The organism is Aquitalea sp. ASV15 (assembly GCF_016429115.1).
In the GTDB taxonomy this organism is placed as follows: domain Bacteria; phylum Pseudomonadota; class Gammaproteobacteria; order Burkholderiales; family Chromobacteriaceae; genus Aquitalea; species Aquitalea magnusonii.
Map to the genome: position 1 here is coordinate 13906 of NZ_JAELTZ010000051.1, position 14443 is coordinate 28348.

Below are 14443 nucleotides of genomic sequence, written 5' to 3' on the forward strand. Positions count from 1 at the left end.
TCAACGGCCACGGCCGGCGGTACTTGTTCTGGCATGATCACCTGAATTGTTGATGTCAATGTCCTTGCGGGCGGCTATACCATAGCAATGGCCCGGCATCGCGGCAGCATGGCTGCATGGTCCTGGCACAATTTACAGGGTGGACTATGCACAGAAAAATAAGCAGCAAGGTATTGCAGACCTTGACTATCAGTCGGGCGGTCTTGCTTATCGTCATCTTGCTCGGCGCAATCCAGCTGGCCTGGATTACCGAATTGCTGGTGGCCTCCTGGGCCAACTATCAGCAGGCCGAGCAGGTGATGCAGCTGAACAATGTCAGCCGGCAATTGTTCATGGTGGCCGACCTGGCGCGGCGCGAATCCATTCAGGCCCGTATTCTGCTCAACCGCCGCACGGCACCGGGCGCTGCCGAGCGTGCCACCCTGCTGCATTTGCAGCAGGGGGCGGACTTCTGGGCCGAGCAGGTCCTGCAGTCCTTTCGCCAGTTGCCGGATGAGCGTCACTATGGCGAGCAGTTTGCCGGGCAATGGCAGAATTTCAAACGCTTGCGCCAGGAGGTCAACACCCGGCTGGGGCCGTCTTTTGCCCGTGACGAAACCCTGAGCTACGGGCTGGAGCTGGCCATGCACACGCTGCAGGGCACGCTGAGCGCCATGATGGTGGAAACCGGCAACCGCATCGATCTCAAAGGCAGTGCCGACATCAATCTGCTGGATACCATCAAGCAGGATGGCTGGCTGGTGGCACGCAGCCTGCGGGCGGCTGCGATGGGGCTGGTGTTGCGTGGCGAGCTTAATTCCATGCTCAGTGAAACCGAGGAGGACGATCTGCGCGCCCGGCTGGATCTGGCTGGCGTATTGCTGGAAAAACTGCGCAGCGATGCCCGCTATGCCAATGATCCGCGCCTGTCACAGCGCATGCAGCAATTTTCCGCGCTGGCCCTGCAGCTGAATATCCAGACCAAGCAACAAACCCAGGTGTTGCGCGAGCATGGCGACAATCCGCTGGCTGTGGCGCAGCTGCAAAGCCAGCTGACGCGCACCCAGGATACGGCGCGCGATACCTTCATGCTGTTGTCGGACATGACTGGCGAACTGATCCGGCAGAATCATCAGCATTCTCGCCGCCTGCTGCTGCGGGACAGCCTGTTGGGTGGTTTCCTGCTGGTGCTGGGTGTGGCCTTGCTGTATTTCATGGTGCGCAAGGTGTTGCAGCCGCTCAATCATCAGCAGCGCATGCTGGATGCCGCCGGCGACGCCATCATGACCATCAACGAGCAGGGCATCATCCAGAGCGCCGCCGCCGGTGCCGAGCGCATGTTTGGCTACCCGATGGGCGGTTTGTCCGGTTTGCCGATCGACCAGTTGCTACGCATGGGCGATGACCTGGGCAAGGCCATGCTGCTTGCCGGCGCTGAGGTGGGCATCAATTTGCAGGGCCTGGGCATGGAGCGCAGCGGTCGCTGCTTTTTTGCCGGGCTGACCCTGACCCGCTACCAGGACAGCGCCGCCCATACCGTTTATCTGCTGATCATCCGGGATGAGCATCAGCGCCGGCTGGCCGAACATTCGCTGGAGCGCAACCTGGACATGCTGTCGGCCATCTCCCATGTGGAAAACCTGATGTTGTGCCGCTGGCCGCGGCAACAGGTGCTGAACCGGCTGCTGGACGAATTCAAGCGCTTTGCCGCCGCAGCGGATGGTTTTCTGCTGGAACTGTTCAATGTCAGCGATGGTTCGCTCAATATCAATTTGCAGGCGGGAACATGGCCGGCCAATTTTCCCAGTCTTGCCAGCATCGGCCAGGAGCTGGATCCGGTCAGCTACCTGATGGCCGCCCTGGCCAACGAGCCGGCCTGGGTCAGTCTGCCGGTGACGCAGGACGAGCAGGTGCACGCCATCATCTGCCTGCGGGGTGCCGACCCCTTGCTGGTGGACAAGGATATCCGGCCGCTGGTCAGCTCCTGCGCCAGCATTCTGGGTTTCTACGACGAGGAAGACCGTCGCCTGCATTCGGAAGCGCAGCTGCGTGCGGTATTGCAGGAAGAAGAAGCGATCTATTCCGCCTCGCCGGTCGGACTGCTGCGGCTGAATGCCAATATGCAGATTGTCCGCGCCAACCGCATGGCCGAAGCGATGTTCCTCAGCGGCAGGGAGCAGTTGCCGGGCCGGCACCTGATGGAGCTGGTGCTATCCGACGAGGGCTGGTTCGAGCTGACCAGCCAGTTGCATGACATGGTGCAGAAACAGACCAAGGTAGCCTGTGAGATCGAATGCAAGACCGGGCAGGGGGCGCCGATCTGGGTCCTGTTCGAGGGCATGAACCTGTTTGCCGCGCAGCCGGAACAGGGCTCGATTCTGGCCTGCATCGATATTTCCGAGCGCAAGCAGGCCGAGCGCGAGTTGCTGGAAGCACGCGATCAGGCCAATTCGGCCAACAAGGCCAAGAGCGCCTTTCTCGCCACCATGAGTCATGAAATCCGCACCCCGATGAATGGCGTGCTGGGCATGCTGGAACTGCTGGCCATGACCCCGCTGGACGAGGAGCAGAAAGATTCGGTGGATACGATACAGGAGTCGGCCCGCACCTTGCTGCGGCTGATCGACGACATCCTGGATTTTTCCAAGATCGAGGCCGACAAGCTCGAGGTGGTGATGGCGCCCACGGCGCTACGCCCGATGCTGGAGCAGGTGCATACCCTTTACGCGCAGGCGGTCGGGCGCAAGGGGCTGGAGTTTGTGCTGGAAATCGATCCGCGCGTGGCCGCGGTGGTGGTGGTCGATCCCCTGCGGGTAAGGCAGATCCTGCAGAACTTTGTCAGCAATGCGGTGAAATTCACCGCGCATGGCCGCATCGTGTTGCGGGTGCTGCTGCTGGAAGAGGATGGCCGCTCGCAGACCCTGCGTTTCGAGGTGGAGGACAGCGGTATCGGCATCAATGCCGAGGGGCTGGCCAAGCTGTTCCAGCCCTTTACCCAGGCCGAATCGGATACCTCACGCCGCTTTGGCGGTACCGGGCTGGGGCTGACCATCTGCCGCCGGCTGGCCAGGCTGATGGGCGGGGAAGTGAGTCTGGACAGCACGGTCGGTCAGGGCAGCTGCGCGGCACTCTTGCTGGTGGTGAGCGTGGCCGATGCGCAGGAGCTGGAAGAATCACCACCCGTACGGCCCGGCCACCCGGCCGGCATGCTTGGCAACCAGGATCAGACCATGCTGCCCATCCTGTTTGCCGAGGATAATCCCACCAATCGCAAACTGGCGACCAGGCAGCTGGAAAAACTGGGCTACCGGGTGGAGCTGGCCGAGGATGGTGCCGAGGCCTATGCCAAGTGGCAGGATGGCCATTTCAGCCTGCTGCTGACCGATTGCCAGATGCCGAATACCGATGGCTACCAGCTGGCGCGGCTGATCCGCAATTACGAGGCAGAACACCCGGCGCGGCCGCCGACCATCATCATCGCCTGCACCGCCAATGCCGGGGTGGAGGAGCAGGAAAAAACCAGCGCCGCCGGCATGGATGATTTCCTCACCAAGCCGTTGTCCATCGTGGCCTTGTCCGCCATGCTGGACAAGTATCTGGGGCCGTCGGCCAGGCCCCCGGCCTAGCGCGGAGGCCGCTTGCTGCTGCCGCCGAGGCATTTGATGCAAATCAAACAATGCATTTTTTATGCAAGCATCTATGCTGCAATAACAAGCCGCTGCGGTTTGCTGTCTTGCCGGTGTTGCCCGCCCGGGTAGAAACTGGCAGCGCCAAGTCACCCCAGTTTGATGTCGGAGATCAGAGCCATGAAACTTGACGATTTCAACCAGGTTGCCGACCTGATCGGCCTGAAAAAACGCTCGCGCGAAGCCGTGTGGCTGATGGAAGTGGAAGGCATGACCGGCTATTTTGCCGCCCAGCAAATGGATATCAGCGAGTCCACCGTATCCCGTGCCCATACCCGTTTCCGCCTCGCACTACGCAAGCTCAATGCCCTGTCCGGGCATCTGCCCCTGTAATTTCTCCTCTGTTGTTGACTTGCAGCCCGGCCGCCATGCCGGGCTTTTTCTATGCAGCCTCGTCCGCGGCAGCCTGTTGCCGCAGCCAGCCCAGCAGTGCCTGCAGACCGGGATGGTCGGCATAGCTGTCGGGATAGGCCAGGTAATAGCCGCAGCCGGTTTCCAGCACGCTGTCGAAGGGGCATGCCAGCCGGCCCTGTTGCAGCTCGTCCTTCAGCAAGGCCATGTCACCGATGGCCACGCCCAGCCCGCTGGCCGCCGCCGTCCAGGCCAGGTGGTGCAGGTCCACCACCTGATGTTTGTATTGCGCCAGCGAGCTGATCTGCCGGGTGGCCAGCCAGGCCATCCACTCCTCGTAATCGCGGGTGGTGTGGAACAGCGTCTGACCGGCCAGATCATCCAGGCAGGTCAGCTGCGGCAGCATGCCGGGCGCACACACCGGGCTCAGCCTTTCCGCCAGCAGCAATTCGGCCTGCATATTGGGCCAGTGACCGCGGCCAAACAGGATGTAGGCCCGGTCGATGCCCGGGTCCAGCTCCGAGGGCTCATACACCATGCTGTCGATGCGCAGCTGGGTCAGCGGGTATTGCTGGTAGAAACTGCCCAGCCGTGGCATCAGCCAGCGCACGGCAAAGCTGACATACACCTGCAGCGACAGGATGTCGGTCTGGGTTTTCAGCCGTCTTTCCACTTCTTTCAGTCTTTCCACCACGTCTTGTGCGACCGGCAGCAGGGTGCGGCCCGATGGCGTGGGCTGCACCTGCCGGCTGTGGCGTTGCAGCAGGGGCGTGCCGTAATGCTCCTCCAGCAGGCGGATCTGCTTGCTGATGGCGCCCTGGGTCAGGAAGAGCCGGCGTGCCGCTTCGGTAAAACTGCCGCTTTGCACCACGGTGACAAAGGCGCGCAGGGCGGAGAGCGAGGGAAGGTGATGGGTGTCGTTCATGACAAGATGGAATAGTTCCATGCCAATAATTCGTTCGTGCAAATTAGGTGATTTCCGTATGTTTGGCAACAAACAGCACCAGCAAACGGAGACGCCATGCACCACGATTATGATTCCCAACGGCAATACACCCTGCAGCATGACCGCCGGCTGAGCGCCGCTGGCAACCATTTGCAATGCGAAGGGGTGGATCTGCCGGCACTGGCCGCAGAGTTCGGCTCGCCCTTGTTTGTCTATTCCGCGCCGGAAATCCGCCGCAATATCGCTGAAATCCAGCAGGCTTTTGCCAGCCACGCCAATACCCGCATCTGCTATGCCTCCAAGGCCTGCTCGCTGCTGGCCGTGCTGCAGGTGGTGCGTGCCACCGGCATCAGCATCGAGGCCAATTCCGCCAATGAAATCCGCCGCTGCCTGGCGGCCGGCTTTGCCGGCAATGAGATCGTCTACAACGGCGTGGTCAAGCGTGATGAAGAACTGGAATTCGCCATCCGCCAGCAATTGCACGCCATCAATGTGGACAGCGAGCAGGAGCTGCTGGCCATCGACCGCATCAGCCGTCAGTTGCAAACCCCGGTACGTATCTGCCTGCGGGTGGAGCCGAATGTCCGGGCCGCCACGCACGAGGGGCTGATGACGGCTTTCCGCGCCAAGTCCGGGGTGGATCTGGCCGATGCCGAGCGGATTTGCCGTCAGGTCGCCGCCATGCCACATGTGCGCCTGTGTGGCCTGCACATGCATGTGGGCGACCAGGTGCCGGATGCCGAACCGTTTGCCGCGGCGACCCGCGTGCTGGTGGAAACGGCGCGCCGGCTGGAAAGCACGCTCAACATCCGTTTTGACATGATCAATGTCGGTGGCGGCATTCCCACGCCCTACCGTTATGCCAGCGACCGTGGCCTGGGTGGGCCGGACAATATGCAGCCGGCCATCGGCGCGGCGGAATTTGCTGACGCGGTGATCCGCGCAGTGCATGCCTGGCGCCAGGACATCGAAATCTGCATCGAGCCGGGGCGCAAGGTGGTGGGCAGCGCGGCGGTATTGCTGACCGGCCTGGTCAGCGGCAAGCGCAAGACCCTGCTCAATGAAGATGGCAGCGTGGAAGGCCAGGTGGACTGGCGCATGCTGGATGCCGGTTTCAACGCCATTCCGGATTACAAGGACTGGTATTTCTACGTTTACAACGCCAGCCGCATCACGGACAGCCACAATCAGCCGGTCAAGCTGGGCGGGCCCTTGTGCGATGGCGGCGACTACTTCCGCCACGGCCCGCTGGGCGAGCAGTTCCTGCTGCCCGAAGCCAGTGCCGTGGGCGATGTGCTGGCCTTTCTGGATGTCGGCGCCTATCAGCTGGAAAACCAGACGGTATACAACGCCCAGCCGCGTTCGGCCGCGGTGCTGATCGAGGACGCCGCTCATTACCGCCTGATCCGCCGTCAGGAACGCTTTGACGACATGTTGTTGCTGGAGCGTGACCTCGCCTGATGGTCAGAAAGTCTTGCCATACCGCCACGCCCCTTGACGGGTGTGGCGTGATAACACCAAGCCGTCCCTTGTCGTGCGTTTGTCTACTCACCCAGTCCGGAGGAATCAAGATGAAGCTGCAATCCTGGTGTGCCGTATTGCTGTCCGCTGCTGCCGTACAGGCTGGCGCGACCGATCTGAACAATCTGCGTATCGGCATGGATGCCACTTATCCGCCGTTCGAGTCGCTGAACCCTGCCGGGCAGATCGTCGGATTTGAGGCCGATCTGGCCATGGCGCTGTGCAAGGAGATGAAGGCGCACTGCACGCTGATCAATCAGGACTGGGATGGCATCATTCCCGGCCTGATTGCCAAGAAATACGATGTGATCATGTCGTCGATGACCATTACCGCTGATCGGGCCAAGGCGGTGACCTTCAGCGAGCGCTATTTCCGCACGCCACAACGGCTGATCGCGGCCAAGGGCAGCACGCTCAAATTTACTGCCGAAGGCATGAAGGGCAAGCGGGTGGGGGTGCAGCGCGGGACCACGGCCGACATGTATCTGAGCAAGTTCTGGGGGCCGCGCGGTATGGATGTGGTGCGCTATGAAGACCAGGACAAGGCCTATGCCGACCTGGTGAATGGCCGGCTGGATGCCAGCTTCCAGGACGAGCTGCAGGTGGAGGCCGGCTTCCTCAAGAGCGAGCCGGGCAAGGGCTTTGCCTTTGTCGGCCCGTCCATCAATGGCGACAATGCCGCCGAGCGCGAGGTGCTGGGCTCCGGCGCCGGCATGGCGGTGCGCAAGGAAGACAGGGAACTGGTGGCGCGTCTGAACAAGGCGATTGCCGCGGTGCGCGCCAATGGCAGCTTCAAGAAGCTGAGCGTGCAGTATTTCGGGCGCGATATTTACTGATGGTGTTGCTGCCCGCAGCCCGGTGACGCGGGTTGCGGGCATGGCTCAGCTGCTGCTTGCCGACGTGTTCTGGCTGTTGTCTTGCTGCAAGTCCGGGCGGATCAGCGTGTAGTCGTTATTGCTGGGCAGGCCGTTCTTCTGCCAGTCGTCCAGCGTGGCCATGATGGCGTCGTGGGTCTGGTTGCTGATGTCGGGCAGGCTGCCGCCAAAAGCCTGTTTGGCCTCATCAAAGCCCTGTTGTACTGCGGCGCGGAGGGTATCGATCTTGCTGGGGTCGTTGCCTATGCCCAGCCTGGCAAAATCCAGGATGCGCCGTGCGGTGTTCTTTACGCCCAGCTCGCCATCCTCGGACACCGCCTGGGTGGCTGCGGCCTTGGTTTGCGGGTCGACCGTCAGCTTTTGTTCGCCGCTCACCACCTTGTTCCATTGCAGGCCCTGCTGCTGCACCAGATTGCCCAGCAGCTTGAGGAAGTCCGACACTTGCTGGTTGGACTTGGCCAGCAAGGCTGACACATCCACCGGGGCAGCGGTGGCGCTGCTGCTTGGTTTGCCGTAGGTCAGCGACTGTGTGCCGCTGTCGTTCTGGCCCAGGCTGACCACTTCGTCCACGGTCAGTGTGCTGCTGTTGATGCTGTCGCCGGTCTTGCTATCGGTCAGGGTCGTGCTGCTGAGGCTGGCGTAAAGCGACAGGCTGTTGCCCGGAATGCTGCTGATGCTCATGAGCGACTCCCATGGTGATAGTGATGAAGCATGCCGGCAAAGTGGCAGGCTACTGTCTCATTATCGGTCGCTGGCGGGAAAATTTTAGTAAAAAACAATGTAATCAGGCCGGTGCGCCCTGCGGCAGCCCCGGCCGGGTGTGACTGCTTGCTGGCTTAGGCAGACAGCTGGCTGGCCCAGGCTTGCAGTGCCTGCAGTTGTTGCACCACCAGCCCTTGCAGGCGTTCATCGGTCAGATTGCCTTCGGCATCAAAGCCGCCGGCAAAGGCATTGGCAAACACTTCCGGCTTGTTCAGCGGGTGCAGGTCGAGGTATACGCAGGTCTGGCGCAGGTGGTATTGCGCGCGGGACGTCCCCATGCCGCCGCCTGCGCCGACAATGGCGACCGCCTTGCCGGCCAGCAATGCGTTGTCCGGCTCGCGCGAGGCCCAGTCCAGCGCGTTTTTCAGCGCCGGAGCCATCGAGTAGTTGTATTCCGGGCAGGCCAGCAGCAGGGCATCGGCACTGGCCAGTTGCGCCAGCAGTTGCTGCACGGCGGCCGGTTTTTCGATGATGTCGGCATTGTAAAAAGGCAGCTGGCCAAGGTCTGCGATCTCGATCTGGATGCCTGCTGGTGCGTGTGCCTTGGCATATCGCAGCAAGCCCATATTGGTGGATGCGCGACGCAGGCTGCCACAGATGCCCAGTACTTTCAGTGTGCTCATCGTGGTTCCTTGTGTGAGGACAGGGGGTGGAGAGAGATGTCCCGTCTGCATTCTAGATAGCACCTGTCCTCTTTTCCAGTTGAGGCAGTCAGTCATCGGCTGTGCTGCCAAATGCAGGCCCGCATTTCGCTTCACCCTGAGTCCGGCTTATAATGTCCGGCTGTCCGCATTCCAGAGTGTTGAAATAGTGTCCGAACGATTCGCCGTATGGCTGCAATATCTCCTGCCCAAGCAGGCTTTGACCATTCTGGCCGGCAAACTGGCCAGTGCCGAGGCCGGAGGACTGACCACAGCGGTGATTCGCTGGTTTGTCGGCCGTTATCAGGTCAATATGGCCGAGGCGGCCAACCCCGATATCGCCAGTTATCCCAGCTTCAACCAGTTTTTTAGCCGGCCGCTGCGCGCCGGGGCGCGTCCATTGGCCGATGCCGCACTGATCTGCCCGGTGGATGGTGCCATCAGCCAGTTCGGACCCATCCGGCAAGACCAGATTTTCCAGGCCAAGGGGCATGACTACTCCACCACCGCGCTGGTGGGCGGCGATACGGCCATGGCCACGCACTATCAGAATGGTTTCTTTGCCACCATCTACCTGAGTCCACGTGATTATCACCGCATCCACATGCCTTGCGATGGCCGCCTGCTGAGCATGACTTATGTGCCGGGTGCGCTGTTTTCGGTGAATCCGGCCACGGCGCGTGGTGTGCCGGGGCTGTTTGCCCGTAATGAACGGGTGGTATGCGAGTTTGACGGGCCGCATGGCCGCTTTGTGCTGACCCTGGTGGGGGCCACCATCGTCGGCAGCATGGCCACGACCTGGCATGGTGTGGTGAATCCGCCGCGTCCGGGCCGGATCCAGCGCTGGGACTACCAGGACCAGCATATCGTTATCGGCAAGGGGGAGGAGATGGGCCGCTTCCAGCTCGGTTCCACCGTGGTGTTGCTGTTTCCGCAGTCCACCGGCTTGCAGTTCAATCAGCAGTGGCAGCCCGCCAGCCCGGTCCGACTGGGAGAGTGCATGGCCGACATGGCCTGAGAGCAAAACCGCCGTTGGCGGTTTTTTTTATGCCTGTCGCTGATGCGTTGCACCAACCTGCCTGTCATTGAACTATGCTAGTGTCACCGTCGCCTCATGCCCGCTGCTGTCAGCCCCTCCGGGGCGGCCGGCCAGCACCCTGCGGTGGCGGACGCTGTCCGGCTGACTTTACTTTGCCCTTGTTCGACCTCTCTCATGAATACAGACGTGTCAGGACCTTCTGCTGCATTGCCGCTGGCCAGCCCGGATGCTGCCCTGCGGCCGCCCGCCATCACGCCCTGGCGGCTGTGGCGCATCATTTCGCGGCGTGAACGCTGCATCCTGTTTGGTGGCTGGCTGTGCAGCCTGCTGCTGTCGCTGGGGCTGGGTGTGCTGTCGGTGGCGGAGAACTGGTCTGGCATGCCGCTGCAGTTTGGCGGGGTGACGGTTTACATCACCGTGTATCCGGCCCTGCTGATCAGCCTGTGGTGGAGCCTGTGCCTGGGCTGGTGGTGGGGCGCCTTGCCAGCCTATCTGACCACGCTGGTGCTGGCCTTGTATGCCGGCATGGCCTGGCAGTGGGCCGCCCTGTTTGCCTTTGCCGATCCGCTGGGTGTGGCGGTAATGGTGCTGGGGTTTCGCGCCTTGCCCATGTTGCGCGGCCTGCGCAGCCTGGAATCGGTGCTGCACTTTGTCCAGCTGTCTTTTGTCGGCAGCATTTTCAGTTCCAGCGGGGCGCTGATCTGGACCTATTGCAACAAACAGGCGTTCAGCGAGCTGCTACCCATCTGGCAGGGTTGGTGGCTGGGGTTTTTCCTGCAAAACCTGCTGCTGGTGGGGCCGGTCCTGGCTCAAAGCTGGCGGGCGACCGACCGCTGGCTCAGCCGTCACCAGGCCTTGCCGCCTGCCAGTGAGGCAGAGTCGCGCCACCTGATCGTGCTGTTACTGGTGCTGGTCAGCCTGGGGGCGCTGGTGTACGGCTACCTGTCGCTCAGCCTGGGCAGCAGCCTGTTGCTGGGGCAGTTGCAACATGGTCTGTCACCTGAGCTCCGCCAAGCCGCCATGGTGATGACCCAGACCGGCTGGGTGTTCTTCTGGGTGTTTGCCTTGCAGGTACTGTTCAATGCCTTCTTTGCCTACCGGCTGTTCCTGCACTGGCAGGGGCGCAACCAGCAGTTGCTGACCGCGCTGAAACAGAGCAATGCCTATCTGGCGCAGCTGGTGCGGCTGGACGGCCTGACCGGTCTGCTCAATCGCCGTTCCGGCGACGAGGTGCTGCAACAGGAATGGCTGCGCAGCCAGCGTTCTGGCCAGCAGGCCGTGCTGATCATGCTGGATATCGACCATTTCAAGCAGGTGAATGACGAATATGGCCACGATGTGGGTGACCGGGTGATCGAGCGGGTGGCCACGCTGCTGCTGGAACATACCCGTGCCATCGATACCGCCATCCGCTACGGTGGCGAAGAATTCCTGCTGGTGCTGCCGCACACCACGCAGGAAGGTGGCGTGCAATTGGCCGAGCGCCTGCGTCAGCAGATGGCAGCCAGGACGCTGCATTGCAACGACGTGGAGGTGAGCGTCACGCTCAGCCTGGGCGTCGCGGCCACCACCATGGTGATGCAGGACAAGGCCGCCTGGGTGAAGCAGGCTGATATGGCGCTATATCAGGCCAAACGGGCAGGGCGCAATCGGGTGGTGGCAGCGCACTGAGCATCACGCTGCCGGCGCAGGCAATGAAAAGGCCACCCACGGGTGGCCGTTTTCATGGGCAGGCAGGCGGATTCAGACACTGTCGCCGGGAATACGCACCCAGCCTTCCATCAGCACGCGGGCGCTGCGGCTCATGATGGCCTTGCTCACCTGCCATTGGCCGTCCACCAGCTTGGCTTCCGCACCGACGCGCAGGGTGCCGGACGGGTGGCCAAAGCGCACCGACTGGCGTTCGCCACCACCGGCAGCCAGGTTGACCAGCGTGCCGGGAATGGCGGCGGCGGTGCCGATGGCCACTGCCGCAGTGCCCATCATGGCGTGGTGCAGCTTGCCCATGGACATGGCGCGCACGCGCAGGTCGATGTCTGCCGGGGTGATTTCCTTGCCGCTGGAGGCGGTATAGGCCGCAGGTGGGGCGACAAAGGCAATCTTGGGCGTGTGCTGGCGGGTGGCCGCTTCGGCAAGGTCCTTGATCAGCCCCATGCGCAGCGCGCCGTGGGCACGGATGGTTTCAAAGCGGGCCAGTGCGGCGGCATCGCCATTGATGGCTTCCTGCAGTTCGCTACCGCTGTAACCCAGCTCGGCCGCGTTCAGGAAGATGGTGGGGATGCCGGCATTGATCATGGTGGCCTGGAAACTGCCCACGCCCGGCACATCCAGCGTGTCCACCACATTGCCGGTGGGGAACATCGCGCCGCTGCCATCGCCTTCGCCCTCGTCGGCCGGGTCGAGGAATTCCAGCTGTACTTCGGCGGCCGGGAAGGTGACGCCGTCCAGCTCGAAATCACCGGTCTCCTGTACTTCACCGTTGGTGATGGGCACGTGGGCGATGATGGTCTTGCTGATATTGGCCTGCCAGATGCGCACCGTGGCCACGCCATTGGCCGGGATGCGGCTGGCATCGACCAGTCCGCTCATGATGGCAAAGGAGCCGACGGCGGCGGACAGGTTGCCGCAGTTGCCGCTCCAGTCGACAAAGGCCTTGTCGATGGCCACCTGGCCAAACAGGTAGTCCACATCGTGATCGGGCCGACTGCTCTTGGCCAGGATCACCGTCTTGCTGGTGCTGGAGGTGGCACCGCCCATGCCGTCGATCTGCTTGCCGTAGGGGTCGGGGCTGCCGATCACCCGCATCAGGATGGCGTCACGCACCGGGCCGGCTTGTTGCGCGGCGGCCGGCAGGTCTTGCAGGCGGAAAAACACCCCCTTGCTGGTGCCGCCACGGATATAGGTGGCAGGAATGCGGATTTGTGGAGCATGGGCCATGCAGTCTCTCCTGTCATGCTGTGGGCAAGGCCATCAACAGGCATTGCCGGAATAGGGTGGCAAGCAGCCGGGCGGCTGCGAAACGGATTTCGCGCCGCCCGGCGGTTGGGGGCTGCCCTGAATCCGGCCTGCCGGCAGGGACATACCTGCAGGCCGGGGGCAGCAAAACTCAAGCGGTGGTGGACTCCAGGAAGTCCTGGGCGAAGCGCTGCAGCACGCCGCCAGCCTGGTACACCCGCACTTCGGCGGCGGTATCCAGACGGCAGGTGACCGGAACTTCCAGCGTTTCGCCATTGCGACGGTGAATCACCAGTGTCAGCGTGCAGCGCGGCGAGATGTCGCCCTTCACGTCGTAGCTTTCGCTGCCGTCAATGGCCAGGGTCTTGCGGTTGGTACCGGCCTTGAATTCCAGCGGCAACACGCCCATGCCCACCAGGTTGGTGCGGTGGATGCGTTCGAAGCCTTCGGCCACGATGGCTTCCACCCCGGCCAGCCGCACGCCCTTGGCCGCCCAGTCACGCGAGCTGCCCTGGCCGTAGTCGGCACCGGCAATGATGATCAGCGGCTGCTTGCGCGCCATATAGGTTTCGATGGCCTCCCACATGCGGGTGACCTTGCCTTCCGGCTCGATACGCGCCAGCGAACCCTTCTTCACCGCGCCATCCACCACGGCCATTTCGTTAACCAGTTGCGGGTTGGCAAAGGTGGCGCGTTGGGCGGTCAGGTGGTCGCCACGGTGGGTGGCGTAGGAGTTGAAGTCCTCCTCCGGCAAGCCCATCTTGGCCAGGTATTCACCGGCAGCCGAGCTGGGCAGGATGGCGTTGGACGGCGACAGGTGGTCGGTGGTGATGTTGTCCGGCAGCACCGCCAGCGGCAGCATGCCCTTGAGCGTGCGCTCCCCGGCCAGTGCGCCTTCCCAGTAGGGCGGACGACGGATGTAGGTGGACATCGGACGCCAGTCGTACAGCGGGCTCTTGGCTTCTTCCACCTGACCCAGATCGAACATCGGGATGTATACCTGCTTGAACTGCTCCGGTTTCACGCAGCGCGCCACGATGGCGTCGATTTCATCATCGGACGGCCACAGGTCCTGCAGGCGGATTTCCTTGCCATCCACCACGCCCAGCACGTCTTTTTCAATGTCGAAGCGCACGGTACCGGCAATGGCATAGGCCACCACCAGCGGCGGAGACGCCAGGAAGGCCTGCTTGGCATAGGGGTGGATACGGCCATCGAAGTTGCGGTTGCCTGACAGTACGGCGGCGGTGTACAGGTCGCGCTCGATGATTTCCTGCTGGATTTTCGGGTCCAGTGCGCCGGACATGCCGTTACAGGTGGTGCAGGCATAGGCGACGATGCCAAAGCCCAGCTTTTCCAGTTCCGGCAGCAGGCCGGCTTCTTCCAGATACAGCCTGGCGACTTTGGAACCGGGGGCAAACGAGGACTTCACCCACGGCTTGCGCAGCAGGCCCAGTTCATTGGCTTTCTTGGCCAGCAGGCCGGCGGCCACCACATTGCGCGGGTTGCTGGTATTGGTGCAGCTGGTGATGGCGGCAATGATGACCGCGCCATCCGGCAGCAGGCCTTCGGCTTCTTCGGCGCGGGCCTTGTCCAGGTCAACCGCAATGCCGCGCTCGGCCAGTGCCGAGGTGGGCAGGCGCTTGTGCGGATTGGACGGGCCAGCCATATTGCGCACCACGCTGGAC

11 protein-coding genes are annotated in these 14443 nt (G+C 62.5%); 6 read left to right on the forward strand and 5 right to left on the reverse strand.

Annotated elements, in window-relative coordinates; all coding sequences use genetic code 11:
- Positions 1-173: 173 nt before the first annotated feature.
- Together JHD64_RS17605 and JHD64_RS17610 are read left to right on the forward strand one after the other, a co-directional pair.
- Positions 174-3605 (forward strand): ATP-binding protein, encoded by a 3432-nt coding sequence (locus JHD64_RS17605; protein ID WP_199054606.1) that lies wholly within the window; start codon positions 174-176, stop codon positions 3603-3605.
- A 180-nt stretch (positions 3606-3785) separates the two neighbouring features.
- Positions 3786-3998 carry a sigma factor-like helix-turn-helix DNA-binding protein gene (locus tag JHD64_RS17610; RefSeq protein WP_059286182.1) on the forward strand — a complete coding sequence of 71 codons (213 nt, stop codon included), beginning with the start codon at positions 3786-3788 and terminating at the stop codon, positions 3996-3998.
- A 49-nt stretch (positions 3999-4047) separates the two neighbouring features.
- Here JHD64_RS17610 and JHD64_RS17615 read toward each other — a convergent pair whose 3' ends face one another.
- The gene (locus JHD64_RS17615) at positions 4048-4962 is read right to left on the reverse strand and encodes a LysR substrate-binding domain-containing protein (RefSeq protein ID WP_199054607.1); all 915 of its coding nucleotides are present in this window, start codon (positions 4960-4962) and stop codon (positions 4048-4050) included.
- Between the two features lie 75 nt (positions 4963-5037).
- Between JHD64_RS17615 and JHD64_RS17620 the strand changes: the two genes are divergently transcribed.
- Together JHD64_RS17620 and JHD64_RS17625 are read left to right on the forward strand one after the other, a co-directional pair.
- Complete coding sequence (locus tag JHD64_RS17620) at positions 5038-6423, forward strand: alanine racemase (RefSeq protein WP_199054608.1); 1386 nt, start codon at positions 5038-5040, stop codon at positions 6421-6423.
- Positions 6424-6533: 110 nt separating this feature from the next.
- Entirely contained in the window at positions 6534-7319 is a 786-nt protein-coding gene (locus JHD64_RS17625) for an ABC transporter substrate-binding protein (RefSeq protein ID WP_199054609.1), read from the forward strand.
- A gap of 45 nt (positions 7320-7364) precedes the next feature.
- On the opposite strand, the gene JHD64_RS17630 is transcribed toward JHD64_RS17625, so the two are convergent.
- Together JHD64_RS17630 and JHD64_RS17635 are read right to left on the reverse strand one after the other, a co-directional pair.
- Positions 7365-8039 (reverse strand): hypothetical protein, encoded by a 675-nt coding sequence (locus tag JHD64_RS17630; RefSeq protein WP_199054610.1) that lies wholly within the window; start codon positions 8037-8039, stop codon positions 7365-7367.
- 155 nt (positions 8040-8194) lie between these two features.
- The gene (locus JHD64_RS17635; RefSeq protein ID WP_199054612.1) at positions 8195-8743 is read right to left on the reverse strand and encodes an NADPH-dependent FMN reductase; all 549 of its coding nucleotides are present in this window, start codon (positions 8741-8743) and stop codon (positions 8195-8197) included.
- A gap of 187 nt (positions 8744-8930) precedes the next feature.
- Between JHD64_RS17635 and asd the strand changes: the two genes are divergently transcribed.
- Together asd and JHD64_RS22510 are read left to right on the forward strand one after the other, a co-directional pair.
- Positions 8931-9779 carry an archaetidylserine decarboxylase gene (asd, locus tag JHD64_RS17640; RefSeq protein WP_199054621.1) on the forward strand — a complete coding sequence of 283 codons (849 nt, stop codon included), beginning with the start codon at positions 8931-8933 and terminating at the stop codon, positions 9777-9779.
- 207 nt (positions 9780-9986) lie between these two features.
- Positions 9987-11471, forward strand: coding sequence for a GGDEF domain-containing protein (locus tag JHD64_RS22510; RefSeq protein WP_199054623.1), 1485 nt, complete (start codon positions 9987-9989; stop codon positions 11469-11471).
- A 72-nt stretch (positions 11472-11543) separates the two neighbouring features.
- On the opposite strand, the gene prpF is transcribed toward JHD64_RS22510, so the two are convergent.
- The gene (gene prpF / locus JHD64_RS17650) at positions 11544-12737 is read right to left on the reverse strand and encodes a 2-methylaconitate cis-trans isomerase PrpF (RefSeq protein ID WP_199054625.1); all 1194 of its coding nucleotides are present in this window, start codon (positions 12735-12737) and stop codon (positions 11544-11546) included.
- 169 nt (positions 12738-12906) lie between these two features.
- On the reverse strand, positions 12907-14443 hold a 1537-nt coding region (acnA, locus tag JHD64_RS17655; protein WP_199054626.1), incomplete at its 5' end, for an aconitate hydratase AcnA.

What these genes read in the sequence shown, in the direction of transcription:
- JHD64_RS17610 (WP_059286182.1), top strand. Translation starts at nt 3,786, where the DNA reads ATGAAACTTGACGATTTCAACCAGGTTGCCGACCTGATCGGCCTGAAA.
- JHD64_RS17615 (WP_199054607.1), bottom strand. Translation starts at nt 4,962, where the DNA reads ATGGAACTATTCCATCTTGTCATGAACGACACCCATCACCTTCCCTCG.
- JHD64_RS17620 (WP_199054608.1), top strand. Translation starts at nt 5,038, where the DNA reads ATGCACCACGATTATGATTCCCAACGGCAATACACCCTGCAGCATGAC.
- JHD64_RS17625 (WP_199054609.1), top strand. Translation starts at nt 6,534, where the DNA reads ATGAAGCTGCAATCCTGGTGTGCCGTATTGCTGTCCGCTGCTGCCGTA.
- JHD64_RS17630 (WP_199054610.1), bottom strand. Translation starts at nt 8,039, where the DNA reads ATGAGCATCAGCAGCATTCCGGGCAACAGCCTGTCGCTTTACGCCAGC.
- JHD64_RS17635 (WP_199054612.1), bottom strand. Translation starts at nt 8,743, where the DNA reads ATGAGCACACTGAAAGTACTGGGCATCTGTGGCAGCCTGCGTCGCGCA.
- prpF (WP_199054625.1), bottom strand. Translation starts at nt 12,737, where the DNA reads ATGGCCCATGCTCCACAAATCCGCATTCCTGCCACCTATATCCGTGGC.